This window comes from Flavobacterium sp. DSP2-3-1, assembly GCF_049896865.1.
Classification (GTDB): Bacteria; Bacteroidota; Bacteroidia; order Flavobacteriales; family Flavobacteriaceae; genus Flavobacterium.
Genome location: NZ_JAFCVD010000008.1, coordinates 191,722 through 218,463, shown reverse-complemented (window position 1 = coordinate 218,463; position 26,742 = coordinate 191,722). Strand labels below are relative to the sequence as shown.

Genomic DNA, 26,742 nt, shown 5'->3' with positions numbered 1-26,742 from the left:
CCAGAGAGAATTATAGAAATACAAGAGAAATTAAACAATAGACCAAGAAAAAGATTTAATTTTGAAACACCTAATTTTATGTTTAATCAAAAAGTTGCATTTATAACTTGAATCCTGCTTTTTAAATAACAGGCAAAATTAAAAATTGAACTGTTGGTATAATTATACCAGTCGTTTATTATGTTGACGTTGGATTACCGCATTCGGTAACCAACAAACCACCGACGTTTGCGTTCCAGTCTTTGATAATCCAAAGAGCAAAAACTTTTGCGTAATCAAATCTCCAGCCATCAAATTTCATTGTATTTTTACACTAATTACCTACTCGGTCTGCTCTTTTCCAAAGCCCGTCTTGTATATTTGGAACTACATGTGCTTAATTTAAAAATCCTCCAAAAGCGCCTTAATCATTACTCCCATAAGAATTTTTATAAAAATTACTTCTATTTTATTTGAATTTTCCAAAAGCGACACCGGTAAAATTAGTGTACGTTTGTATTTCTATAAATGAATTGTTTTCTAATTGTCCGCCAATGTTGCGGTTCAGGACTACATTAGCGTTGACCTGCATGTTTTAAGGATACACTTTTGTGATTAAACTTAATAAGTCCTTACCGCAATCAAATCTTATTTCTATTGTTCCATTTTGATTTTAATTTCCAAAATCGAAATAACTACTAGCCTCTCAACCCATAGTAACCGGTCCGTTTTGAGGTTTTGAAACTGGAGGAAGCAGATGAAACCAATATCGATACTTTGACTAGGTAATTATTTTTGCGGCAAGGGTATTCTACCACGTTCTACACGCTGGTAAATCCCAACAAAAAGCTTTCACCATAACGCCACCACGCGGATTTACCATATATTTTCCATTTGCTGTAAGGTTTGTTTACACACGTTGAATGGACGTCCATCGTGCTTTATAATGTTTGTAACATTAGATTGTCCACCCGCTTCTGTATAATTGGTTGTGAGATCATCATTTGAATTACACAAGTAAAGGCCTATAAGTACCGTGGTTAGTTAGTAGGGAAGCTTTTAAAATTTGTTTTTTCAAATAAAGTAATTTAGGTTAATTAATAGATGTTGGGTTGAATCAATTAAGGTAAAACATAATTAATTTGTTTCTCTTTTGTTTATGAACTTGTTTACGTTTGAAAACAAAATAAACAGTATTTACAATTGCCCTACGTTTGTTTTTTATTTTTTGGATAAAACAGCAACTTTTTATGCATTCTTACAAGATGGTTGTCGGAACTATTTTCTTTCTTTCCGGAAACGTTGTAGTATTTACAATATTTTAAAATAATGGGCTGTTAATGAGAATTCTGAAATCTTTTTTTAGGATTTAAAGCGTCTAGGTATTAGATTTTTAAAATTTAGGTCTTTTTTTGTCTTAAAAAGAATATTGCAAAGAGAAAATATTTGTAGTAAAATCAGATGTAACTAAAAAAAATAGTCTAAAATTTATGCAGTCGAGATTCAAGAAAATACAATTAGTATTTAACTTTTTTTTCATTTAACATTCAGTATCTTGATGGTTTAGGAGCTTAAGAAGTCAATAAATAAAAGCGTATATAATTTTTTGTTAATAGTAGTTAGGAAACTTGTATTATGTAATTGAATTGCTATTTTTGTTCGTTTTAAATTTAAAGAATCAAGGAGAATTGTATTATAAAATTCAATTCCATTTTTTATTCTTAAAGTGTATATTTGCAAAAATTATTTGGTTTTTTACAAAGAGGTTAAAAGATAACGGAATAGGAATGTTTTACAATCAATACAAATTATAACAATGCCAATAAATAAAATACAAATGAAATTCATTAATAATAAAATTGCACTTACTTTTTTCCTTTTGCTTTTTACGAGCGTAATAACAAGTGCGCAAGAAATTATTAAGGACTCAGTGGTTGCCCCGATTAAAAAAATTCAGTCAACTGGAAAACAAAAAATTGATGGTGTTATTGCTACTGTTGGCGATTACATTATTTTAGATTCAGATATTGACAAGTCGTATCTTGAAATTTCAGCTGGAGGCGGATCTGTAAAAGACATTACAAGATGCCAGATGTTAGGGAAATTATTAGAAGACAAATTATATGCACATCAGGCGATTCAGGACAGTATTGTAGTTACTGATGCCGAGGTGAAAGGTATGTTGGAAGACCGTTTGAACTACATGATAGAGAAAATCGGCTCTATGGAAAAAGTGGTACAATTTTACAAAAAGGATTCTGAGGAAGAATTTAGAACTTATTTCTCTGATATTTTAAAGGAAGGGAAGTTGACATCCGAAATGCAAAACAAAATTGTTGATGCTGTAGAAATTACTCCTGAAGAGGTTCGTAATTATTTCAAAACAATTCCAAAAGATGATCTTCCATTCTTTGGCGTGGAATTAGAAGTATCGCAAATTGTTGTTACTCCTAAAGTTTCTGCAGAGGACAAGCAAAAAGTGATTGACAGATTGAATGGTTTTAAAAAAGAAATAGAAGAAGGTTCCAGTTTTTCAACGAAAGCAGTTTTGTATTCGCAAGACCCAGGATCTAGGTCAAATGGGGGATTCTACAAGATGAACCGTAAAACACCATTTGTAAAAGAATTCAAAGACGTTGCTTTTAGTTTAGCAGAGGGTGAAATTTCAGCTCCTTTTGAAACGGATTTTGGGTACCACATTATTTACATAGAAAAGATAAAAGGACAAGAAGTTGAATTGCGTCATATATTATTGTCTCCAACAGTAACTGAAACGGCTCTAAATGAAGCGAAAGAAAAAGTAACTTTGATTAAAAAAAGAATCGAAGACAAGGAAATTACTTTTGCGGAAGCAGCCAGAACATTATCTGATGAAAAAGAAACAAGAGCGAATGGTGGTGCGCTAATTAATCCACAAACGCAGGATACGCGTTTTGAAATGACCAAAATGGATCCTGCATTTTACAGTCAGGTTTCTAATTTAAAAGAAAATGAAATTTCGGTTCCAATTTTAGACCAAGGAGAAGAAGGAAAGAAAAAATTCAAATTAATTACCGTAACCAACAGAATTGATGAGCATGCAGCAGATTATGCTAAAGATTACATCAAAATTAAAGAATTGGCTTTGAAAGACAAACGAATTACTGCTATTGGCAAATGGTTTGATGAGAAAATAAAAGAAACATATGTTAAAATTATTGGTGAATATAGAGATTGTACTTTTACCAATAATTGGCTTAAAAAATAGAATTCTTTTTACCCTTGAGGGTTGATTAGCAATAAAAAAGTTTTCGTTAAATAAATAAAAAGAGTTAGTTTTATGATTTCATAATGCTAACTCTTTTTAATTTTAAATACATCATACATGTCAGACGTAGCAGCAATACATAATTTAGTTCAAAAAAGGAACGAGCTGAAAAAAGAAATCGCAAAAATCATTGTAGGTCAGGATGTAGTGGTAGATCAAATCTTACTTTGTATTTTTTCTGGTGGTCATGCTTTATTGGTAGGTGTTCCCGGATTGGCTAAAACATTGATGGTAAATACGCTGGCACAAGCATTGGGACTTAATTTTAAAAGAATTCAGTTTACGCCAGATTTGATGCCTTCAGATATATTAGGAAGTGAAATATTGGATGAAAACCGTCATTTCAAATTTATAAAAGGACCTATTTTTTCGAATATTGTTCTGGCAGACGAGATTAACCGTACGCCTCCAAAAACGCAGGCTGCTTTACTAGAAGCCATGCAGGAGCGTTCCGTTACTATCGCAGGTGAAAATTATAAATTAGATTTACCTTATTTTGTTTTGGCAACTCAAAATCCTATTGAGCAGGAAGGTACTTATCCGCTGCCTGAGGCCCAATTAGATCGCTTTATGTTTGCGATAAAACTGGAATATCCTTCTTTTGCAGAAGAAGTTCAAGTGGTGAAACAAACTACTTCGGATATACAAAACACGATAAATCCTTTGTTCACTGCTCAGGAAATAATTGATTTTCAACATTTGATCCGTAGAATTCCTGTGGCTGACAATGTAATTGAATATGCGGTAACATTAGTGAGTAAGACCCGCCCTGATAATTCATTGTCAAATGAGTTTGTGAAAAATTATATCGACTGGGGAGCAGGACCGAGAGCATCGCAAAATTTGATTTTGGCAGCCAAAGCAAATGCTGCTTTTAACGGAAAATTTTCTCCGGATATAGAAGATGTTAAAGCCGTGGCAACTGGTATTTTGCGTCATCGAATTATTAAAAACTATAAAGCCGATGCCGAAGGAATTACCGAAGAAATGATCATTGATAAGTTGCTTTAATCCTTCCTAAATTAGTTGAAAGAAATCGATATAGCTAAGGGGTTTTTGAATGTTTTTAAAAGAAGTATAATTTAGATTTTGTTAAAAAAAGGATTCTAAATTGTCAATTATTTAAAATTATATCGAAAATCTATTATTTTCTCAATTTAATGCAGTGAAATCGGTTTTTTTATAATAATAATTTTTAGAAAGGTGAGTTTCATTAAATTCTTTTTAATTCTCATCTTAAATACTTAAATTTGCACTACATATAACAAACAATCCCTACACATTATGGCTTTTGATATTGAAATGATTAAAAAAGTGTACGACAACATGACAACCCGTGTTGATAAAGCACGCGAAATTGTTGGGCGTCCACTTACTTTAACAGAGAAAATTTTGTACAATCACCTTTGGGATGGAATGCCGTCTCAAGCTTTTACAAGGGGTGCAGATTATGTTGATTTTGCACCAGACAGAGTTGCTTGTCAAGATGCAACGGCTCAAATGGCATTGTTGCAATTCATGCATGCCGGAAAATCTAAAGTGGCTGTTCCTACGACGGTGCATTGTGATCACTTGATTCAAGCTAAAGTTGATGCTGTAACCGATTTGGCCAGAGCAAAAACGCAAAGTAATGAAGTGTTTGAATTTCTTTCGTCAGTATCAAATAAGTACGGAATTGGTTTCTGGAAACCAGGAGCAGGTATTATTCACCAAGTGGTTCTTGAAAATTATGCTTTTCCAGGTGGAATGATGATTGGTACCGATTCTCACACTGTAAATGCAGGTGGTTTAGGAATGGTAGCAATTGGTGTAGGTGGTGCTGATGCTGTTGATGTTATGTCGGGAATGGCTTGGGAATTAAAATTCCCTAAATTAATTGGAGTAAAATTGACTGGAAAACTTTCAGGTTGGACAGCTCCAAAAGATGTTATTCTTAAAGTCGCAGGAATTCTTACTGTAAAAGGTGGAACAGGAGCTATCGTTGAATATTTTGGTGAAGGAGCTACTTCTATGTCTTGTACTGGAAAAGGAACTATCTGTAATATGGGTGCCGAAATTGGTGCTACCACTTCTACATTTGGTTATGACGATTCTATGAGCCGTTATTTACGTTCAACTAACAGAGCTGATGTTGCTGATGCAGCCGATAAAATTGCTCCTTACTTAACAGGTGATGCTGAAGTATATGCGAATCCAGAATTGTATTTTGATCAAGTTATCGAAATCAACTTGGACGAATTAGAGCCTCATTTAAACGGTCCTTATACGCCAGATTTAGCGACTCCAATTTCTAAAATGAAAGAGGAAGCAATCAAAAACAACTGGCCTTTAAAAATCGAAGTTGGTTTGATTGGTTCTTGTACGAACTCTTCGTACGAAGATATCGCTCGTGCAGCTTCTTTGGCTAAACAAGTTACCGATAAAAATTTAAAAATAAAATCTCAATTTACCATTACTCCAGGTTCTGAAGTAGTGCGTTATACGATAGAACGTGACGGATTTATCGATATTTTCGATAAAATGGGAGCAACTGTTTTTGCCAACGCTTGCGGACCATGTATCGGAATGTGGGACAGAGAAGGAGCTGAAAAAGAAGAACGCAACACAATCGTTCACTCTTTCAACCGTAACTTCTCAAAACGTGCTGATGGAAATCCAAACACTTTGGCTTTTGTAGGTTCACCTGAGTTGGTAACCGCTTTAGCAATTGCTGGAGATTTAGGTTTCAATCCGTTGACTGATACTTTAATCAATGAAAATGGAGAAGAAGTAAAACTGGACGCTCCAACAGGAAATGAATTGCCTCCAAAAGGTTTTGATGCTGAAGACCCAGGTTTTCAGGCTCCAGCCGAAGACGGTTCAGGTGTTGAGGTTTCTGTAAGTGAAACTTCGGAAAGATTGCAATTGTTAGCTCCTTTCTTGCCTTGGGATGGAAAAAACATCACAAATGCTAAATTGCTTATCAAAGCTTTCGGAAAATGTACAACAGATCACATCTCTATGGCTGGACCATGGTTGCGTTTCCGTGGACATTTAGATAATATTTCTAATAATATGTTGATTGGTGCAATCAATGCATTCAACCAAAAACCAAATACAGTTAAAAATCAGTTGACTGGTACTTATGATGCAGTTCCTGCTGTAGCACGTGCTTACAAAGCAGCTGGCGTTCCTTCAATTGTTGTTGGAGATCATAACTACGGGGAAGGATCTTCCCGTGAGCATGCCGCAATGGAACCTCGTTTCTTAGGTGTGAAAGCTGTATTGGTAAAATCATTTGCTCGTATCCATGAAACAAACCTTAAAAAACAAGGTCTTTTAGGATTGACGTTTGCTACCGAAGCAGATTATGATAAAATTCAGGAAGATGATACGATCAACTTCACTGATTTAATTGATTTTGCTCCAGGAAAACCATTAACATTAGAATTCATTCACGCTGATGGAACTAAAGATATTATTTTGGCAAACCACACGTATAATGAAGGGCAAATTGGTTGGTTCGTTGCTGGTTCAGCATTAAACTTGATTGCTGCTGCTGGAAAAGCATAAGCATTTAAATAATTTATTTTTAAAACTCTCAAGGAAACTTGGGAGTTTTTTGTTTCAATAGCAATTTATTTTAGGAGCTATTTCCTGCTCACCGTTTCAAGCTTTTTCGCTCAATTGCTTTTTTCCAAGATAAATAAAGAGCTTCTTTCAGTCGCTTTTTTTTCTCAGGAAAAATAAGCAATTCTGCTTCATAAGGCTTTCCACTTTTATCAGGGCTAAGCCGGAACTAAAAATTCACCCATAAATCACAATTGTACAAAAAAAATGATTTTTCAATAGAGAATAGTTTTCAATTGAAAATGATTAGAATTAATCAAAAAAAGAAGCGAATAAATGAAAACAACGTTAAAATTAAAAAAAAAGAAGCGTTTTTTGATATTATAGTTTAAATTAGCAATTAAGAAAAATAAAATTATTATTGAAATTTTATTGAATTGGTATATTAATCGATTCTGTTTCTATAATTTATTTTCTGCGCAAACATAATTACAATTGTCTTGCGTTATGTTGTAAATTGCTTTTGCAATTTTAACAAAAAAATCAACAAAATAATAAAACGCACATATTACTTCCCTCTTTTTACAAAAGAGATTAAGATTTTTTATGTTTTATAGAATAAAATAATAAAAGTGCAAGCCTAAGCGAAATTTAATAATTATATCCCGAAATCGCTAGGAAGAATACAATGGGGTAAGTAATTTGAAATAAATGAATATGAGTTTAAGAGTAATAATAACATTAATTTTTTTAAATAGTGTCGTTCTTTTTTCACAGGAAAAAATCACAAAACACACTATAACAAAAGGGGAAACAATATCGAGTATCGCTGAGAAATATGAAGTTAAACAAAGCGCTATTTTTAAATTAAATCCCAATGCCAAGAATCTTTTAAAACTCAATTCTGTTTTATTAATTCCAATTGCTTCCACAAAAAAGACTACCGATAAAACCAAGATTGCAATAAAACATTCCGCTAAAGAACACGAAGTTCAACCCAAAGAAACCCTTTACGGAATCGCAAAACAATACGGAATCTCCGTTAAAGAATTAAACCAAGTCAATCCGACACTCGCTTCTTCAGAATTAAAAATTGGTCAAAAAATAAATATTCCCGACAACGTTATTGTGACGGAAGCCAAAACTTCAGCAGTTGCAAAACAAATCGAAACCAAAAAAGAATTAGCTACTGCTTCTTTGTCAATCGAAACTCCAACTTCAAGTCCAGCAACATCTAGTTGGGAAGTGTTGCCAAAAGAAACCAAGTATTCCATCACAAAAAAATACGGAATCACGATTAAGGAATTTGATAAAGCGAATCCGGGAATAGGAGTAAAAGCACTTAGAGTTGGTCAGAAAATTAATATTCCGGGACCTTTTTTAGAAAGCACTAAAATAGTTTTAGCAGTACAAGAATCTAAAGAATTTCCTGAAATTACTTCAAAAATTGTTGCTACACTTCCAGCAATTACGCCAAAATTAGAAGAAGCTTTAGTTTCAAAATCTTCCGATTTGCAGCAAACAGTAACTAATTTAGTTTCTCAAAACGAAACATCTCAAAATAATTTATCACAGACAATTATCCGTGAGGTGTTGCCTAAAGAAACTAAATATGCGATCGCAAAACAATATGGAATTACAGTTCAGGAACTAGAAAAACAAAATCCTGAAGTCAAAAACAATCTTCCGGTAGGTTACACATTGAATATCCGAGCAAATAATATAACTAGCAATAACGATGCAATTGTAAGTGCGGATTCAAAAGATAATACAACCTTAGAAATTTCCAAAATCGATTTTAATAATTCAGTTACTCCTACGTTCAGTCATGAATTTTTAGACCAGTTGATAGAACGTGCGTCTGAAAATATAGGTTCACGGTACCGCACAGGTGGAACTACAAAATCTGGATTTGACTGCTCTGGTTTAATGTGTACTACTTTTGGATCATTTGATATTAAATTACCAAGAACATCTCGTGAACAATCCAGTATTGGTACTGTAGTTAATACGCAAGAAGCTAAAAAAGGTGATTTGATTTTCTTTAAAACAAATGGCAGAAATCGGATTAATCATGTAGGAATGGTAGTTGAAGTTTGTGAAGATGAAATTAAATTCATTCACTCCTCGGTGAGTAATGGAGTTATTATTTCTTCCACAAAAGAAAAATATTATCAGAAAAATTTCTCTCAAATCAACAGAGTGTTGCAATAATTTTCTCGAGAATTTGGCAATTTACTTACAAAAATCCTCCAACATTTAACGCGTTTTTGTTTATTTACATTTTTATTTCTCCCTCAGTTCCACTTATATAATTATTGCCTGTTGCAACAGAGGCAGCCATTTTTAGAAAATTAATCATTTGGTTTCCGTCCGTGTCCCAATAATAAGCACTCGTGGGTTTTACTTTAATGAGAGAAATATTAGGGTCATTTTTACCATCTTTAAACCATATATTTATTACTGGAGACCAAAGTTCTTCTATTTTTTCACGGTCAGTTGTAATTGTTGCTTCACCATTCACAACCATGTAACTTCCTTTGCCAGGATGTGCAAAAAACAATTGAACATTAGAATCTTGCTCTACTTCTTTGTTTTTATCGCTGTCTTTTTGGCTGAAAAACCAAATATTCCCTTCATCACATACTTTTACGGCTCCCATGGGTCTGGTGGTTGCTCCATCATTAGTTTTGAGATTGGTACAAAAAAGACAGGTATTGATTTCCTCAACCAGACTTCTAAGTTTTTCTATTCCTTCAACTGTGTGCTCATTTGCTTTATCACTCATGATCCTGATTTTTATTTTTATGGAAATACATTTTAAATTTGTTTTACAAAGTTAGGAGACAAAACAGCAAAATCTATTACATAATTTAATACAAAAGTTTCATTTTTCGCAGATTTTTTATTGAAAAAAAGTTGTGAACGCAAATTGAAATGCTTAAAAATGGTAGTATAGGAGGACGTTAATAGTTTTGAAAAAATATATATTATTTCTCATCGCTATTAATCTCAATCCAGTATCCATCAGGATCCTGAAGGTAGATTTGTTTGATCCCATCCGCGCGAACAGTGATTTTATAAAGTGTTCCCGGCCAGTCAGAATACATAATATTTTGGGATTTCAATAGTTGTATCAATGAATCAAAATGAGTGACTTTAAAAGCCAAATGAACCGCTTTGTTTACAGTAACGGGTTCTTTAATAGTAGAAACAAGGTGCAATTCTTTTCCCTCTCCTAAGGAAACCCATCGAATGCCTTCCTTTTTGGTACCGTTGGTAATTTCTGAAAGTTTCAAGACATTTTTATAAAACGCAACTGATTTTTCCAGATTTTTTACTGAAAGCGCCATGTGATCTAATTTTAAAGTAAAGTTATCTTGACTTTGTCCCCAAAGGTTTCCGGTACAAATGCAGGCGAATAATACAGGGATAAAAAATTTTGTTTTCATGTTATTAAATTATAATTAAGTGGTTTTATTATTTGCTTTTTTACATTAAATTATTTCGCTTAAATTTTATTTTCGATCAGTAATCACACTTTAGCAATTACGGCGTTTATTGTTTTAACCCAGTCTTCTTTATCGCCAGTATTCGTATCTATAGCTACGCTATTATTGTTGTACGGTTTATACATGTTTATATTTTGACGTGAAAAAAGTCCAATTGTAGGTGTTTTTGCAGCACTGGCTAAATGCATTATTCCGCTGTCCGCACCAATAAAAAGTATAGTGTTCGCAATTACGGAGGCAATTTCTCTAACATCTTTACTGTAAAAAGTAGGTGCTTTAAAACCTATTTGTGAAATATTTTCAACTGGTAAGATTTCAATAATATTATAATTTTGGTATTCTGTTTTCAAACGTTCGTAAAATTCTTCCCACCAAGTAGTTGAATAGCATTTATCAGAAGTTGCATAAGTAAATATACAAATGGTTTCTTTTTCATTTTTAGTAAGGCCTTTTACTATATTTTGACCTTCATTTATTTCCGAAACAGTCAATTTTAGGTCTAAGGATGGTACAGGATTTTCATTTTCAGGAAAACCCAATTTGGTTAAAAAGCTTCTGAATTCATAAACGGGATATTTTGCAATGTGCTCATAATCGTTGTATTTTAATGGCATGTTTTCATCCATTTCTCCAAAAAATTTGTATTTGGCGTCAGCAAATTGTGCCGATAATCGCCCGGATGATGAGTTTTTATCTACATTTATGACGATGTCATATTTTTGCTTTTTAATTTTTAGCCAAACCTTAAAATAATCAATTAAGTCTTTGAAAGGTTTTTTGGGAAGTTCAATTATGTAATTGATGTTCGTGTAATTTTTAAATACAATTGGCGCTAAACCACCTTTTACAAACAAGTCAATTTTACAGTCCGGAAAAGTTGTGATTACATCTTGTACCAGTGGCGTAATGAGTAATAAATTGCCCAGCCTGTGATTAGGTCTGGATATTAAAACCCTTTTTATCTCGATTTTTTGTGTTAAATCTATTTTGTAATTTTTTTGTGAACTGCCAATGTTTTTGGTTAATCCATGTGTTACAATTCTTCGAAATACATTTACTTTTTTTAAGATACTCATGCTGTTAAAATAGGATTTACAAGTGAATTTTTTTGTTTAAAAATGAATCTGATGTTGATAGTTGGTGTTTTTAGCTTTACAGTATACTCACAATCTAAGGTGTACTTCGTCTCGACAAATGTACAATATACATCGAAATATTGTGGTTTGCGTCCTTTGATATAATCCAATCTTGTGTGCAGTTAAAAAATATTTTGTTTGCATGACTAGAACATACAAAATTTAGTAAAAGGTATACGATAGAATTTTTATGCGTGTAGGCGCTTACGAAATTCTTTTTATTTTTTCGTCAAAGTAAATTTTCCACCGCCTTGTTTTAAAATCATCTGCTTTTCATTTGGTTTAAATTCTAATTTTATTCCTGCCGTTATAAATTCGAAACTATCTTTTTCAGTAGGTTCTAGTGGAAAGGCAGATTGACCTGTTGCTTGTGCAAAAAGTTTAGTATTTTCTTTTGTGATTGTAATTTTCATCGGAAATCCGGAATCTGAATATTCTCCTAAATAAGGATCTAAATCCTCACTTTTCAGCGCAATAATTTTAAAAGTCGGAATTGTAAATGGTTTGTTGTAATATGCACTTAAAGCGGCAATCATAATGTCATTATTGTCGTAAGTTTTGCCGTTAGAGGTTAAAGCAACAGCTAGTTTGTCTTCTGGAAAATAAGATAAAGTCGATCTGAATTCATCAATTCCTCCGGTATGACCAAAGCTTTTCTTGTCATAAAACGGATACTGGAAAATCCCCATTCCGTAGTTTTCTTGTAAGGCTGTCATTTGCTTCAGACTACTTTCGGTGATTATGGCGTTGGCGAAAAGCTTTTCAATAAACAGCGTCAAATCTTGTGGGTTAGAAACCACTGCGCCAGCTCCCATTGGGATTGACATATCGGTTTCCGTTTCTTTTACCCATTTTTCAGAAAAAGAATACGAATTGCTTTCGTTGTTTTGAATGTTAATTTTACCTCCAATATAGGTGTTTTTTAAGCCTAAGGGTTTTACAATTTTGTCGTTCAAAATAGTTTTAAATGGCTTTTTGTATATTTTCTCAAGAATGTAACTCAATAAAACATAATTGGAGTTGCTGTAATCGGCTTTGCTGTTAGGCTCAAAAATACTTTTCCCTTTGGCAATTATTTCCACCATTTCTTTTTCAGATTTTGATTGGGTGTTGTAGTTCATGTATTCCGGCGCATTGGTAAAATTATAAATGCCGCTTCGGTGGTTTAATAAATTACTAATGGTTATTTTATTTGCATTTTCAATGTTTGGGAAAAAAGTTTCGGTAGTTTGTTTCAACGATAGTTTTTTATCTTCGATGGCTTTGAACACTAATGCTGAAGTAAACATTTTTGAAATCGAACCCACACGGTATTTTGACAAATTACTTGCTTTTTTATTGCTTTCTATATCATCCATTCCAATGGATTTCGAATAAAGTAGCGTTCCGTTTTGTGAAACAGCAATGCTGCCCATAAATTTATCTTTGGCTTCTAAAATCTGAAATAAACTGTCGAGTTTGGCGACGTTCATTTTTTGAGCATAGCTTGTCCCAACTAGGAATCCTAAAAACAGGGTGATTGCGATTTTCTTTTTCATGAGAGTTTGATTACTGAATTGATTTAAAGCTCTAAAAATAGTCAATTATTTGTTTAGTAGATTGATTGTTTATGCTGATTGTTGGGATAGCAAGGAACGGTTTTCTTTGTAGTAGCATCAAGTCAAATTTCCTAGGTTTCGGGTTATGCAAAATAGAATTAATGTAAATTACGTTTTGGAATCAAAAAAAAAGCACAGCAATGCGAAAAGGTCCTGAAATATTTTGCAATCTTTGAACTCTAAAAATAAATAAATAGCATTATGAGCAAGACTAAACTAACAATCAATCGCAATGGTTCTATAAAAATAGAAGGCGATTTCGAAATAACAGACTGCGAAGGAAAAACATACGGATTAGAAGGAAGAACGGCTTTGGGTCTTTGCCGTTGCGGATTGTCGGCAAACAAACCTTTTTGCGATGGTTCCCACCGTAACGGTTTTGAGCATGAATCAGCTGCATTTGACTTGCCACCAGTAAAAACGAAGTAAAATCGTTTTCTGATTCGAATAAATAAGAAAAGCTAAATCTTTACGGATTTAGCTTTTCTTGTGTTTGTGATTAGATATTGCAAGTATTATTATTTTATTCAGAGCCTAATTCAATTGCCTTTTCTAAAATTTCATCTCGACCTTGTTTTAAACCCTCAATTGTTGGTTTAATTTCTATATCAATTTTAACTCCTTTTCTTTGTGTTTCGGTTTTATCAGGATACATAATTCCAAGACCTGAGATTGCTGTTTTGTACCCTCCAATGTACTCAAAAACAAATATGTTTCCATCCGCACCTGCGGTTTGATTTCCAATGGTAATTACATTATCAGCCGTTTGGATTGCCATGGCAGTAAATTCTGATTTACTTATTGATTCATCATTTACTAAAAGGATAACTTTTCCCTTAAAATTATTTTTATTTTTTATACCCGTTTGTAAATTTTCTTTATATCGGAACTTTCCGGGATAATCCATAGTAGGAGCGTAAACTTTACTGAAATCTCTTTTTTCAGAATTTAAATATTTTGAAAGCAATTTGTAAACAGAAGCGGGGTAATTCCTCAAGTCAATTATTATCGTTTTTTTATTTTTAAAAGATTTAAAGATATTAGAAACGTCAGCACCTTTAATACTTGCCATATTTACATAACCAATTTTTTCGTTTATTGACTTTGTTTTAATTGCTGTGGGGTTGTCCCAATATTTAAAGTCGTCGAAATTATAGCGATTAACTTTAATTTTTTCGATTTGATTATTCCTTTCGATAGTCAATGTCGAGGTACTATTCTTTCCAAGAAGAATTTCGTTGTAAGTCTGTCGAATTTTAATATTTGCATTTGAGCCTGCAATATATTTTGATTTTTTTTCTGTTTCTTTTTGAATCTCTAAATCATCAATTTTCAATATCACATCGCCCAATTTTATATTGTTGATTTTTGCAATAGAATCATTGTAGAAACCAGAAACTACCGCTTTATTTTCAATGTTTGAAATTTTGACAGGAAGATACTTGGGCTTTTCGTTATCAAAACTTATCCAAGCGTGTGTGTCGTCTAATTTTGCAATGAGTTCTTTAACGAGAGACTGATATTCTTCTTTATTGGATGCGCTTCTGAATTTTGGAATCATTTCTGTTAATACAGAATCCCATTTTTGGTCAGTAAGATATTTGTAAGGATAGAAATATTCAATGATATTCCAATATTTGAATAAGCCTAACAATCTGTATTCTTCACTTGGATATGAAAAATTTTGATAAACAGATTCATTTGTAACTTTAATAGTTCCAACAGGTTCTGTTGTGACATAGAAATTTTCTCCTTGAAATCTGTTTTCTTCAATATATTTTAATTTTGCTTTCAGTTCAGCATTGAAAATCTCTGAATCTTGTGTCCAAAAAAGGTTGAAATTTTTATCAAAAAGAAGTTGATCCGAAAAACAATTTTTACATTTTTCAATATTGCCCAAAACATTAATCCAATTGCTATAAATTTTTGATAAAGATTCCTTGTCGCTAGCTTCAAGTACTTGAGGCAAGTATTTTATAAATTCTTTATCCCAATCATATTTACCCTTTCCAACTTCTGGATGATAATATTTTAAAAAACCATAAATTTTACCAATTGAAGCTAATTTTTCGGTATCTGAAATCTTTTGTTGAGCAATTAGGTGATTAAAACTAAAGCAGATTAAAATTAGAAGTAGAAAAGTTTTTTTCATATTATCGAAACTTATTTCATTTTATAGCCTTTCGAATATATTAGTATTTTTTTAAAAATAACGAGGAACTAAATCATTGTTATTGTGGTTTTCAGAGAACAAAGCGGAGTTTGGTTTCCAGAATAATACCCAAAAGTTACTTAATTTTTAAACTGCTGATAATCGCCATAACATCTTGATCGCCTAATCCTTCTTGTTCTGCTGCAGCAAAACTGTCGTACAAAGGATGAATCAACGGGGAATTAAGTCCGGCTTCTATGGCCAGTCTTAAGTCTTTGACTAAATGTTTCAACGCAAATGCTGCCGGATAGGAATCGTTCAGAATGGAAGGTGTTTTTATATTCGTGATTCCGTTGCCGCAAGCGCCTTGATTGATGATGTTGAGCATGTCTTCTTTGCTTACGCCGTTTTTCTCGGCAAATAAAACCGTTTCGGCTATTCCTTGAAGATTTAGTCCCAATAAGTAATTGATGGCTAATTTAGCTGAACTTGCCACGCTAGGTTCGCCTACGTGAATCGCAATTTTACCCAAAACGTCAAATATCGGTTTGGCTAATTCGTAATCTTCATTCGAAGCGCCCACAAGAATGACCAGCGTTCCGTCTTGTGCTGGTTTTACACTTCCAGAAACGGGAGCGTCTATAAAATGTACGTTATGTTGTTTGCAAATGGTGTTTAAATAACGCGAGGTTTCCGGAGCAACCGTACTCATATTGGTGATGGTTTTACCCGGATTGGTTTTAGACAATAAACCTGTTGGTCCCTCAAAAACTTCTTTGACAGCCGCATCATTGGATAACATCGTCAAAACTACGTCACAGGTTTCCATTAATTCTTGCAAACTGCTCGCTGATTTTGCTCCTGCAGCCAGTAATGGCGCTTCTTTTTCTTTGGTACGATTGAAAACCGTTACTTCAAAACCTGCTTTGAGCAGGTTCATCACCATTGGGTTTCCCATGTTGCCAAGACCTGTCCATCCTAATTTTAATGTATTCATAGTTTTTGTGTTATTTAGATTATCTGCTCATTATGGGCACATTTTACAAAACTGCGCGAACGATTGTTGTATATCAGCGAGGTCGGGTTTTGCAAAATGACTTTAGTCATTGGGTTTTTATTCTTTTAAATCAAAATAATTTTCCAAAGTATTAAATGTGAAAACAGATTTCACAAATATTTCGTCTAATACCTTTACGTAATTATCATTTTCAATCCCGAAATATTTAAGTGCTTTATTACAATCTTCATTCGATTCACTGAATGTATGGGCAATTAATCCCGACCTCAAATTTTGAAGGTTTCTAAGAAACTGAAACATATCCGGTATTTGCATACCTTTAGATTCTAAAAATTTCTCAAATTTTGCAATTCCTCTGGCTTTTGAATCTAAATGTAACCCTTTCGCTAGTTCTTTTTCGTTTAACCTGTCAATTGTTAGTTTTACAATAGTTGAGGTTTGCTCACAAAAGGCTTTGACATTATTAGAAGTTATTTTGTGCAATGCTGTAAATAAATACTCGTCTTTTGAAGATAATGGTTTATATAATTTCCAACCAAATTTGTCTTCCCACTTTTTGTTAAAGCTTTCATACTTTGATTTAAAAAATAAATCAACTGTTTCCGGTTGTTCTGCCCATTCTCCTTCTATCATTGTTCTATAATATGTTCGGCTAATATTCATTCCTTCTTTAGGTGTAATATTATATTGTTTCCAATGAAGCTGTTCCATTTCTGGAAGCATTCTTAAATTGGTAAGAAAGACCGGAATATACTCATCAACATTATTGTCTATTTTTAATCTGAAAAATTTTGAGTCAACACTAAATCCATCAACTTGATATTTGTTAGGTTCGTTATAATATTTGTTCAAAACTTCTTTTTTAAAGTAGGTTACTTTGAAATGATTTCCGTCAGTTTCTCCGCAGTTTTCATAAATTGATTCTCCTTCATCATCAACTCCAATTATGAAATTTTCATTTTTAGATTCTGCTAAATCAAAATGTGATTTTTTAATTTCATTTGGCTTTATGAAAACTTTACCCATGACCCAACTTTGAGTTTCGTCAGATACATCCCTTATTAAATGACTATAAATAAAATTGCTTTCCTTTATTAACTCGTCTTTATGTTCAATATTCCAATCTGAAGGTATATTTTTTAGAAGCCTCATAAAATCATAACATACCACAAAGTTCATATCTCTCATTGTAATATATTCTTTCAAGTATTTGATTTTAACTTTAATCAATTTTGGTTCGATTATCAGAACTTCATCCAATTCACCATAATCATTTACATAATAAAAGGTACGATTTTGTTTGTCATTCCCCTTTTCGTAAAGTCTGAAATAGAGAATGAATTCTTCTGATATATCTATGTATTTTATTGATGTCTCTTGTAGTGAAAAGCTTTTGTAAAACAAAAAAGGCTCTAATCCTTCTTCGTCATTACTTTTATAAGTATTATCTCCATAAACAGAAGGTTTACCCTCATAGCCCATTGAAATTGGCCAATTATAGTCTTCACTATATTTATCAAACTTATCATTTGATATTAGACAACAATAAATTCCAGCAGAATCGTCAGAATCTTTTGATTCGTCTTCATATATTTTTAACCAACCATTTTTGATTGAAAATTTGGATTCAATTTCCTTTTTTTTATCCTCTAGAAGGAAATAATCTTTTTCCATTTGTTGCTTATTTTATTTGTATGCGACTTTTGACGAAGGCATATACACGAAAATTTTTTTGTAAACTATATCAAATTTAGTTGGATTGGCGAAGATTTCTTTCGTTCTATACTTCCTCAAATATATTAAATTTTTCTTACAATTTTTCTTGAAAAGAATAAACGTTATTTTATTTCGGTTTGCGTAAGGGAGGGAAGCGGCATCCTTTATTTTCTTTTTTTAAGAAAATAAAGATACAGCGTACCGCCCGACCCAAAGTGGCGAGGAGGAACGACAAAGCTGCTGCAGGGTCACGCCCAAAGGAACAATCTCACTTTTTTCATCCTTTTTATGAAATTTCCAAAAAAAGTATATCTTTAGCCAACTAAAAGCAAAACCCCAAAACCAAAAAAATATGGAAGACCAAAAACCAGACGATTTTAAAAGAGAATTAGGATTACTCGACGGAACTATGCTTGTGGTGGGTTCTATGATAGGTTCCGGGATATTTATTGTAAGCTCGGATATGGTTCGCCAGTTGGGATCTGCCGGTTGGTTGATTGCTATGTGGGTGCTTACGGGCGCTATTACGGTGATTGCTGCCGTGAGTTATGGCGAGTTGAGCGCGATGTTTCCTAAAGCGGGTGGTCAATATGTGTACATCAAGGAAGCTTACGGGAAACTGGTGGGTTTCTTGTACGGTTGGAGCTTTTTTGCCGTGATTCAAACCGGTACTATTGCTGCCGTGGGTGTGGCTTTTGCTAAATTTGCCGCCTATTTGTACGCGCCTTTAAGTGATAAAAATATTTTATATGAGATTGGGGATTTCAAACTCAATGCGGCTCAGATTGTTTCTATTTTCACCATTATTTTGTTGAGTTACATCAACAGTCGTGGGGTGAAAAACTCCAAGATTCTACAAACGGTTCTGACGGTTATCAAAATTCTATCGTTGGCTGGTTTGATTATTTTTGGTTTTATGGCTGCCAAAGCAGAAGTTTGGGATGCGAACTGGACGAATGCCTGGACTTCTCAATCACTAAATGTGGAAACGGGTTCGTGGTTGCCCATCAGTGGAACGGCTTTAATATCGGGAATTTCGGCTGCCTTAGTAGGTTCGATGTTCTCCAGTGTGGCTTGGGAAGGAGTCACTTTTATCGCCGGAGAAATAAAAAATCCAAAACGCAACGTGGGATTGAGTTTGTTCTTAGGAACATTAATCGTGAGTGTGATTTATATTTTGGCTAATATCATGTACCTGGCCGTGGTGCCTTTGTATGAAATTGCTACAGCTGAATCTGATCGTGTGGCTGTTGTGGCTTCGCAAAGTATTTTTGGTTCTGTGGGAACACTAATTATCGCTGTGATGATTATGATTTCGACTTTTGCCTGCAACAATGGATTGATTATGGCGGGTGCGAGAGTGTATTATACGATGGCGCAAGACGGTGTTTTCTTTAAGAAAGCCGCTGAATTGAATCATGCCAGCGTTCCGGCTTGGTCTATATGGGCGCAGTGTATCTGGGCTTCGGCGTTATGTCTGACTGGGAAATACGGCGATTTATTGGATTTTGTGGTTATCATCGTTTTGATATTTTACATTCTTACGATCCTTGGAATATTTATTCTGCGCAAGAAAATGCCAAATGCCGAAAGACCGTATAAAGCTTTTGGATATCCATTTTTGCCAGGATTGTATCTAATTATCGCCACGGCGATTTGTATTGCTTTGTTGTATACAAAAACCAGTACCAGTGGTTGGGGAGTTCTGATAATGCTGATTGGTATTCCGGTGTATTATTTGACGAAAGCTAAGGAGTAGTTTTTTAGTGAGAAGTGAATTGTGAGAAGTAAGAAGTAAATGGTTTTTCGTGAATTGTAGAAGGGTTGATATATTCATTTTTCAAGTTTGATTTTTTTAAAATCAGGGAAGATCAGTGAAAATCTGTTTAATCCGCGTCATCTGCGTGCTAATTCGGTATAATAATGACAGTAACACTTAATAAAAAATCTGCTAAATCCGCGTCATCTGCGTGCCAATTCCGCACAATAACAAAAGAGTTATAACAAAAAAATCCGTCTCGTTTTGATACCGCGACGGATTTTCTATTGAATTCAGGTTGGGTTGCTATTGCTTTAAATTTAAAACTAATGAGACTAAAAACTAAAAATAAAAAAATTACAACTGCAATCCACAACCTGTAAACGGCAGGCTAGTAATACGTAAAACGTCTTACTTTGGCAATGTATTTTGCTAATCGGATTACTTGGTGGCTGTATCCGTATTCGTTATCATACCAAATGTACAACACGATGTTTTTTCCGTCTTTTGAAACGATTGTGGCATTACTGTCGTAAATGGCAGGAGCTGATGTTCCTACAATATCCGAAGAAACCAACTCGTTATTCATGGAATATTTTATTTGCTCAACCAATTCCCCTTCCAATGCATATTTCTTCATGATGGCATTGATTTCTTTAACCGAAGTTGTTTTTGAAACTTCCAGATTCAAAACTACCAATGAACCGTTAGGAACCGGAACCCGAATCGCATTTGAGGTTAATTTTCCTTCCAATGAGGGTAATGCTTTTGCAACAGCACTTCCGGCGCCCGTTTCGGTAATCACCATATTCAATGCTGCAGCTCTTCCACGACGGTATTTTTTGTGCATATTATCCACAAGATTCTGGTCGTTTGTATACGCATGAATGGTTTCTAAATGTCCTTTGACTACTCCCAATGTATTTTCAACAACTTTCAGGATTGGCGTGATTGCATTGGTAGTACAGGATGCGGCCGAAAAAATGTTGATTTCATCCGGATTATATTCATTTTGGTTTACGCCATGAACAATATTTGGTACTCCTTTTCCTGGAGCGGTGAGCAATACTTTATCAGCACCTTTAGATACTAAATGTCTGCTCAAAGCTTCATGTGTGGTGAAAGCACCCGTGTTGTCAATAACCAATGCATTGTCAATTCCATAATGCGTGTAATCAATTTCCTCAGGCGCATTTGCAGTAATGACATGAACGGTGGTTCCGTTAATAATTAAAGCATTATTTTCAGGATCAGCAGTTACAGATCCTTGAAAATCACCATGAATAGAATCGTATCGCAATAAGGAAGCTCTTTTTTCTAATGTGGTAGCATCATTTTTATCACGTGTTACAATTGCTCGCAATCGCAATTGACTTCCTTTTCCAGTTTTTGACATTAACTCTCTGGCAAGCAATCGACCAATTCTCCCAAAACCATACAGTACAACATCTTTTGGATGAATTTCCTCTGAGTTTTTTGCGTTCTTTAATTTGTCAATTACAAAATACTTTGCATCAGGATATTTTTCATCTTCTAAATGGTATTCATACGTAAGTTTTCCAATGTCTAATTTTGCAGGAGGTAAATTCAATTCTAAAATAGCTTTTGCAATTTTAACAGAATCAAAGATAGAAATGGGTTTGCCCACAAATTCTCCGGCATATTCATGCAGGTTGATGATGTCACTGACATTTCGGTCAATTAATTGATTGCGAAATAAGACCATTTCAATGCTTTTGTCGTACCATAAATCGCTGATGATTTTAATCAGTTTTACTCCAGCACGTCTCCTGTCGGCTTGAAAAGAAACTTCTTTTTCGTATAAAGTTGTGGTGTCCATGTTAAAAATTTAATGAAAATAAGTTAATGTATTTTTTAAAATTTGGCGCAAAAATACCCATTTCAATCGATTTCGTAAGCTATTTTGTGAATTATTTGCAAAATAAAAAGCCATCTTAATTTTTTAAGATGGCTTTAGTTTTCGAAAAGAGTATTGCGTTAGAGAATCACGCGCAGTACTTCACCGTTTTTATTAATCATTTCAATACGTACCGTTTGGCTTTCCTCTTTTTTACTCAAAAGTTTAGACACCGTTTCCACATCAGTAGCTTTGATATTGTCAATGCTCAAAATAATATTTCCTATCAACTCGTCTTCGTATTGTTTCAAATTTTGGCTGTTTATGGATTTAATTCGCACGCCATAATCAATTTTGAATTTCTTTTTGTCAGCTGCCTCAATGTTTTCTAATTCAATGCCTTTAAATTCCGTACTAAAAAATTCATTTTTGCTCAGAATTACAGGAATGCTTTTCGTTTTTCCTTCTCTGATGTATGTCACCTGCACTTTATCATTGGGTCTTTTTGTGTTGATGTATCCCGAAAGATCAGCAAAAGTAGCAACATTCAGTTCGTCTAATTTAATAATGATGTCGCCTTTGTTGAGTCCTGATTTTTCAGCACCGGAATTTTTTGTTACCTTCTTAATGTAGAATCCCTGCGTTTGAGAAATCCCTAATTCTTTAGAAGCAGTTCCGTTTAATTCGCCACCTTCAACCCCCAGAATTCCACGTTGTACATTCCCAAATTCCATTAAATCTTCAATGATTTTTCGGGCAATGTTAGAAGGCACCGCAAAGGAATAACCTACGTAAGAACCTGTCATGGAAGAAATCATAGTGTTGATTCCTACCAGTTCACCACGCGTGTTCACTAAGGCGCCACCACTGTTTCCTGGGTTTACTGCAGCATCTGTTTGTATGAAAGATTGGATTCCGCTGGTGTCTAAATCTCTGGCTTTCGCCGAAACAATTCCGGCCGTTACCGTGGACGTTAAATTATACGGATTTCCGACTGCCAAAACCCATTCGCCGACTTTCACCGCATCAGAATTGGCAAAAACGGTATAGGGTAATTTCTCCTCCGAGTCAATTTTTAATAAGGCAATATCCATTTTTGAATCGGTTCCAATGAGTTTTGCCTGATATGATTTTTTGTTGTTTAAGGTGATTTCAATTTCAGATGCACCTTTGATTACGTGATTGTTGGTTACGATATACCCATCTTCCGAAATAATTACTCCAGAGCCCGTCCCAACCTGTTCTTGCGATTGTCCGCCTTTATAACCATAGAAATATTCTAACATGGGATTCGTTATTGTTCGTCGCGAAACGTTTTTTACGTGAACAACCGTATGGATGGTTTTTTCTGCAGCCTCAGTAAAATCAATCACATCTGCGGATAATCCGACTTTCTTGCCATAAGAATTCGATGCCATGGTAACTGCTGAAATTTTGTCATTAGAAAAATATCCATTGGTGTCAAATAATAATTTGTAAGCTCCAAGAGTCATGGCTCCGCTCAACAACGAAACTAAAAATAAAGTTGAAAATTTTTTCATATTAAAATCGTTTTTAAAGATATTTATTCGTAAAAATAAAGCTAAATTGCTTTGTTAAAATACAGTTTAACGCTCTTTAACAGTGATTAACATTTCATTAATAGTTCGTACTTTTGTTGGAATCAATACAAATTAAAATGCAACTAGAATTTTATAAATACCAAGGAACAGGAAATGATTTTGTAATGGTTGATAACCGTTCGGAATTTTTCCCAAAAGAAAATACACAACTCATTGCTAATTTATGTGACAGACGTTTTGGAATAGGCGGCGATGGTCTTATTTTATTGGAAAATAATACGATTGCTCCAAATCTCGCAATGACTACAGATTTCAAAATGGTCTATTACAACTCTGATGGAAACCAAAGTTCCATGTGTGGTAATGGTGGCAGATGTTTAGTGGCTTTCGCCAAAAAGCTGAACATAATCGAGAATGAAACTACTTTCATAGCAACAGATGGTTTGCACCACGCGACAATTGGGGATGACGGATTGGTTTCACTTCAAATGATTGATGTTGATCAGGTAAAAGTAAGTTCAGATTATGTTTTTCTAAATACGGGTTCGCCGCATCATGTGCAATTGGTAGACGATTTAGAAAATTACAACATCAGGGGAAATGGAGCCGCGATCCGATACGGAGATTTGTATGGGAAAACAGGAAGTAACATCAATTTTGTCAAACAAATTGACGACACCACTTTTTCGTTACGAACATATGAAAGAGGTGTAGAAGATGAAACACTTTCTTGCGGAACAGGAGCGACGGCAGTTGCAATTGCGATGAATGTTTTAGGAAAAACGAATGCTTCGGCAATAAATTTAAATGTCGAAGGCGGAAAATTAGTCGTTTCTTTTGATAAAAAAGAAGAACAGTTTACTAATGTCTTCTTGAAAGGACCAGCGGAATTTGTATTTAAAGGAACGATTGAGATTTAACTAAAACCCAAAACCAAGAACCAAATACCTAAATGAAAACATTAAAAGGCGACAACATCTATATTCGTGCATTAGAACCCAATGATTTGGAGTTTGTATATGCCATAGAAAACGATCAGAGCATTTGGGAAGTCAGTAATACGCATACGCCTTACAGCCGGTTTTTGGTCAAACAATATTTGGAAAATGCCCATCAGGATATTTATGAAGCCAAGCAATTGCGATTGGCTATTTGTCACGATCAGGATTTTCCGGCCTTGGGTTTAATTGATTTATTTGATTTTGATCCAAAGAATAACAGGGCAGGAGTTGGTATTGTTATCCAAGACAACGAAAACCGAAAACAGAATATTGGTTCAGAAGCATTGGGGTTATTAATCGAATATGCTTTTTGTAATCTTAATTTACACCAGTTATATGCAAATATTGGTACCGAAAATGAAGCTAGTATAGCACTTTTTACTAAATTTGGATTCGAAATGATTGGTGTAAAGAAAGACTGGACCTTTGTGAACGGAATTTATAAAGACGAAGCAATTTTTCAATTAGTCAATACTAAATTTTAAATTTTAAATTTTTTAATTTTGAACCAATATCATTTTAAAATCAAGTAAATAGGAAGAATGGTCATATCATGATTCCGGGAAAAAACAATACCATATATGAATATCAAAAAAATCATCACGATTACGTCTGTTGTTTTAATATCAATATTAATGATTTACGGACTGATTATTTTACGTCAGATTTTTGCCGCCAATACAAAATTTGAAGATAAAGAAGTGTTTGTCTATGTCCCAACTGATTCAAAATACGAGGATGTCAAAAAGATAATTGCACCTTATGTGGATAATATGGAGCGTTTTGAAATGGTGGCCAACAAAAGAGGTTATTCTGACAATGTGATTCCGGGGCGTTTTCTATTCACAAAAGGAATGAACAGTTATGAATTGGTAAAAACCTTGAGACTTAATTCGCCCGTAAAATTGGCTTTCAATAATCAGGAACGTGCAGAAAATTTAGCGGGACGTGTGGGTTCTCAAATTGAAGCCGACAGTTTATCATTATTGAATTCGTTCAAAGATTCTATTTTCTTGAAAGAAAACGGGTTCAATGAAGAGAATATTTTGGTAATGTTTATTCCGAATACGTATGAGATTTATTGGAACACAACAGCTGAAAAGTTCCGGGATAAAATGATTAAGGAATACCGTAATTTTTGGAATAAGGAAAGAGTCGCCAAAGCTCAAAAACAAGGCTTAACTCCAATTGAAGCGACTATTTTGGCTTCAATCGTTCATAAAGAATCCGTAAAAAAAGATGAAAGACCAAGGATTGCAGGTGTTTATTTGAATCGTTTAAGAGCTGGAATGCCATTGCAAGCTGATCCAACCGTAATATTTGCGATGAAAAAGAAATCGAATGATTTTAATCAGGTAATCAAAAGAGTTTTTTACAATGATCTGACAATGTCACATCCTTATAATACATATATGAATGTTGGTCTGCCTCCTGGACCTATTGCTATGCCTGACATCACAGCGTTAGAAGCTGTTTTGGACCCTGAGAAAAATAACTTCATTTATTTCTGCGCAAGTGTAGAGCGTTTCGGATACCATGAGTTTGCTGCTACTTTACCAGAACACAATAAAAACGCCAAAAAATATTCGGATTGGATCAACAGTCAAGGTGTGAAAAGATAGTTTTGAAATTTAAAGCACTCCTGATATTTTTATTGTTCATTGGATTTCAAATTGGTTTTTCACAAAACCGTGAGGATAATTTCTTTAAACCATCCGATTCTTTAAATAAGAAAAGGCAAAATACCGTTGTCATTTCGGAAGCTGTTTTGGCCACGGGAACTTTGGTAGGCTTAAACCAACTTTGGTACGCCAATTATTCCAAATCTGATTTTCATTTTTTAAATGATAACGCAGAGTGGCTTCAAATCGATAAAGCCGGTCATGTATTTTCGTCGTATCAGCTAGGCCGATTTGGTGCTGAAATGTTGCACTGGAGCGGCGCCAATAAAAAAAATCAATTATTATATGGAGCGGGTTTAGGCTTTGCATTTCTGACCGCAGTTGAGGTTTTAGACGGATATTCTTCTGACTGGGGTGCTTCTTCTGGCGATATAATTGCTAATGCTTCTGGTACAGCATTGTATGTTTCTCAGGAATTAATTTGGAACGAACAACGTATAACGCCGAAATTCTCTTTTCATACAACAAAGTATGCCAATTTTAGACCAGAAGTTCTAGGTAGTTCCTTCTCGGAGCAAATTTTAAAAGATTACAATGGACAAACATATTGGCTTTCGGTCAATTTACATTCTTTTGCTAAAGGTTCTAAAATACCAAAATGGCTGAATTTAGCTTTTGGATATGGAGCGGAAGGAATGCTGACCGGAAACAGAGATTACAGCGTTGCCTTATCGACTTCAAATTCAAAAAGATTCAGACAATTTTACCTTAGTTTGGATGTCGATTTAACAAAAATAAAAACAAATTCTCATTTTTTAAAGACCGTTTTTTCTGTTTTTAACACAGTTAAAATCCCTGCACCGGCAATTGAGTTTGTTCGTTTTAACGATGTAAAATACCACTTCATCTATTTTTAGAAAAGTTTAACTACCTGATTATCAGTATAATTATTTTTATTGTATCTTTGCATGTA

At 34.1% G+C, this 26,742-nt stretch carries 21 protein-coding genes and 1 pseudogene; 11 read left to right on the top strand and 11 right to left on the bottom strand.

The annotated features are described in order from the left end of the window. Window positions 1–111 (top strand): annotated as a pseudogene (locus tag ACP7AT_RS11205) (IS30 family transposase); the annotation flags it as partial. Between the two features lie 67 nt (window positions 112–178). On the opposite strand, the gene ACP7AT_RS11200 reads toward ACP7AT_RS11205, so the two are convergent. Then, complete coding sequence (locus tag ACP7AT_RS11200) at window positions 179–301, bottom strand: hypothetical protein (protein ID WP_426064401.1); 123 nt, start codon at window positions 299–301, stop codon at window positions 179–181. Between the two features lie 147 nt (window positions 302–448). Continuing rightward, the gene (locus tag ACP7AT_RS11195; RefSeq protein WP_426064400.1) at window positions 449–571 is read right to left on the bottom strand and encodes a hypothetical protein; all 123 of its coding nucleotides are present in this window, start codon (window positions 569–571) and stop codon (window positions 449–451) included. Window positions 572–1,795: 1,224 nt separating this feature from the next. Here ACP7AT_RS11195 and ACP7AT_RS11190 point away from each other — a divergent pair. The 4 genes from ACP7AT_RS11190 to ACP7AT_RS11175 all read left to right on the top strand — a co-directional run bounded on the left by ACP7AT_RS11190 (window position 1,796) and on the right by ACP7AT_RS11175 (window position 9,049). Further along, window positions 1,796–3,226 carry a peptidylprolyl isomerase gene (locus ACP7AT_RS11190; RefSeq protein ID WP_426064399.1) on the top strand — a complete coding sequence of 477 codons (1,431 nt, stop codon included), beginning with the start codon at window positions 1,796–1,798 and terminating at the stop codon, window positions 3,224–3,226. Window positions 3,227–3,343: 117 nt separating this feature from the next. After that, complete coding sequence (locus ACP7AT_RS11185; RefSeq protein WP_426064398.1) at window positions 3,344–4,297, top strand: AAA family ATPase; 954 nt, start codon at window positions 3,344–3,346, stop codon at window positions 4,295–4,297. A gap of 273 nt (window positions 4,298–4,570) precedes the next feature. Then, window positions 4,571–6,838: an aconitate hydratase gene (locus ACP7AT_RS11180; protein WP_426064397.1), complete on the top strand. Its 2,268-nt coding sequence runs from the start codon at window positions 4,571–4,573 to the stop codon at window positions 6,836–6,838. Window positions 6,839–7,552: 714 nt separating this feature from the next. Beyond that, entirely contained in the window at window positions 7,553–9,049 is a 1,497-nt protein-coding gene (locus ACP7AT_RS11175; RefSeq protein WP_426064396.1) for a LysM peptidoglycan-binding domain-containing protein, read from the top strand. A 64-nt stretch (window positions 9,050–9,113) separates the two neighbouring features. On the opposite strand, the gene ACP7AT_RS11170 is transcribed toward ACP7AT_RS11175, so the two are convergent. The 4 genes from ACP7AT_RS11170 to ACP7AT_RS11155 form a co-directional block, all read right to left on the bottom strand. Next, complete coding sequence (locus ACP7AT_RS11170; RefSeq protein ID WP_426064395.1) at window positions 9,114–9,623, bottom strand: pyridoxamine 5'-phosphate oxidase family protein; 510 nt, start codon at window positions 9,621–9,623, stop codon at window positions 9,114–9,116. A 202-nt stretch (window positions 9,624–9,825) separates the two neighbouring features. Next, window positions 9,826–10,287, bottom strand: coding sequence for a VOC family protein (locus ACP7AT_RS11165; RefSeq protein ID WP_426064394.1), 462 nt, complete (start codon window positions 10,285–10,287; stop codon window positions 9,826–9,828). A gap of 83 nt (window positions 10,288–10,370) precedes the next feature. Next, window positions 10,371–11,423, bottom strand: coding sequence for a glycosyltransferase family 9 protein (locus ACP7AT_RS11160; protein WP_426064393.1), 1,053 nt, complete (start codon window positions 11,421–11,423; stop codon window positions 10,371–10,373). A 278-nt stretch (window positions 11,424–11,701) separates the two neighbouring features. After that, window positions 11,702–13,021, bottom strand: a complete 1,320-nt coding sequence (locus ACP7AT_RS11155; RefSeq protein WP_426064392.1) for a serine hydrolase domain-containing protein — start codon at window positions 13,019–13,021, stop codon at window positions 11,702–11,704. A gap of 261 nt (window positions 13,022–13,282) precedes the next feature. Between ACP7AT_RS11155 and ACP7AT_RS11150 the strand changes: the two genes are divergently transcribed. After that, window positions 13,283–13,510 carry a CDGSH iron-sulfur domain-containing protein gene (locus tag ACP7AT_RS11150; RefSeq protein WP_113665273.1) on the top strand — a complete coding sequence of 76 codons (228 nt, stop codon included), beginning with the start codon at window positions 13,283–13,285 and terminating at the stop codon, window positions 13,508–13,510. Between the two features lie 94 nt (window positions 13,511–13,604). Here ACP7AT_RS11150 and ACP7AT_RS11145 read toward each other — a convergent pair whose 3' ends face one another. From ACP7AT_RS11145 to ACP7AT_RS11135, 3 genes are all read right to left on the bottom strand, one after another. After that, window positions 13,605–15,233 (bottom strand): S41 family peptidase, encoded by a 1,629-nt coding sequence (locus ACP7AT_RS11145; protein WP_426064391.1) that lies wholly within the window; start codon window positions 15,231–15,233, stop codon window positions 13,605–13,607. Window positions 15,234–15,369: 136 nt separating this feature from the next. After that, window positions 15,370–16,230 carry an NAD(P)-dependent oxidoreductase gene (locus ACP7AT_RS11140; RefSeq protein WP_426064390.1) on the bottom strand — a complete coding sequence of 287 codons (861 nt, stop codon included), beginning with the start codon at window positions 16,228–16,230 and terminating at the stop codon, window positions 15,370–15,372. Window positions 16,231–16,347: 117 nt separating this feature from the next. Next, the gene (locus tag ACP7AT_RS11135; protein WP_426064389.1) at window positions 16,348–17,925 is read right to left on the bottom strand and encodes a hypothetical protein; all 1,578 of its coding nucleotides are present in this window, start codon (window positions 17,923–17,925) and stop codon (window positions 16,348–16,350) included. Window positions 17,926–18,319: 394 nt separating this feature from the next. On the opposite strand from ACP7AT_RS11135, the gene ACP7AT_RS11130 reads away from it, so the two are divergent. Further along, window positions 18,320–19,726: an APC family permease gene (locus ACP7AT_RS11130; protein ID WP_426064388.1), complete on the top strand. Its 1,407-nt coding sequence runs from the start codon at window positions 18,320–18,322 to the stop codon at window positions 19,724–19,726. A 391-nt stretch (window positions 19,727–20,117) separates the two neighbouring features. Here ACP7AT_RS11130 and ACP7AT_RS11125 read toward each other — a convergent pair whose 3' ends face one another. Then, window positions 20,118–21,566, bottom strand: a complete 1,449-nt coding sequence (locus tag ACP7AT_RS11125) for a glyceraldehyde-3-phosphate dehydrogenase (RefSeq protein WP_426064387.1) — start codon at window positions 21,564–21,566, stop codon at window positions 20,118–20,120. 158 nt (window positions 21,567–21,724) lie between these two features. Continuing rightward, window positions 21,725–23,125 (bottom strand): trypsin-like peptidase domain-containing protein, encoded by a 1,401-nt coding sequence (locus ACP7AT_RS11120; RefSeq protein ID WP_426064386.1) that lies wholly within the window; start codon window positions 23,123–23,125, stop codon window positions 21,725–21,727. A gap of 137 nt (window positions 23,126–23,262) precedes the next feature. Here ACP7AT_RS11120 and dapF point away from each other — a divergent pair, with 137 nt between their 5' ends. The 4 genes from dapF (at window position 23,263) to ACP7AT_RS11100 (ending at window position 26,686) form a co-directional block, all read left to right on the top strand. Next, a complete protein-coding gene (gene dapF / locus ACP7AT_RS11115; protein ID WP_426064385.1) occupies window positions 23,263–24,066 on the top strand; it encodes a diaminopimelate epimerase in 804 nt (267 codons plus the stop codon). A gap of 32 nt (window positions 24,067–24,098) precedes the next feature. Then, the gene (locus tag ACP7AT_RS11110; protein ID WP_426064384.1) at window positions 24,099–24,632 is read left to right on the top strand and encodes a GNAT family N-acetyltransferase; all 534 of its coding nucleotides are present in this window, start codon (window positions 24,099–24,101) and stop codon (window positions 24,630–24,632) included. A 96-nt stretch (window positions 24,633–24,728) separates the two neighbouring features. Continuing rightward, window positions 24,729–25,769: an endolytic transglycosylase MltG gene (gene mltG, locus ACP7AT_RS11105; RefSeq protein WP_426064383.1), complete on the top strand. Its 1,041-nt coding sequence runs from the start codon at window positions 24,729–24,731 to the stop codon at window positions 25,767–25,769. Between the two features lie 2 nt (window positions 25,770–25,771). Continuing rightward, entirely contained in the window at window positions 25,772–26,686 is a 915-nt protein-coding gene (locus ACP7AT_RS11100; RefSeq protein WP_426064382.1) for a DUF2279 domain-containing protein, read from the top strand. Window positions 26,687–26,742 lie beyond the last annotated feature (56 nt).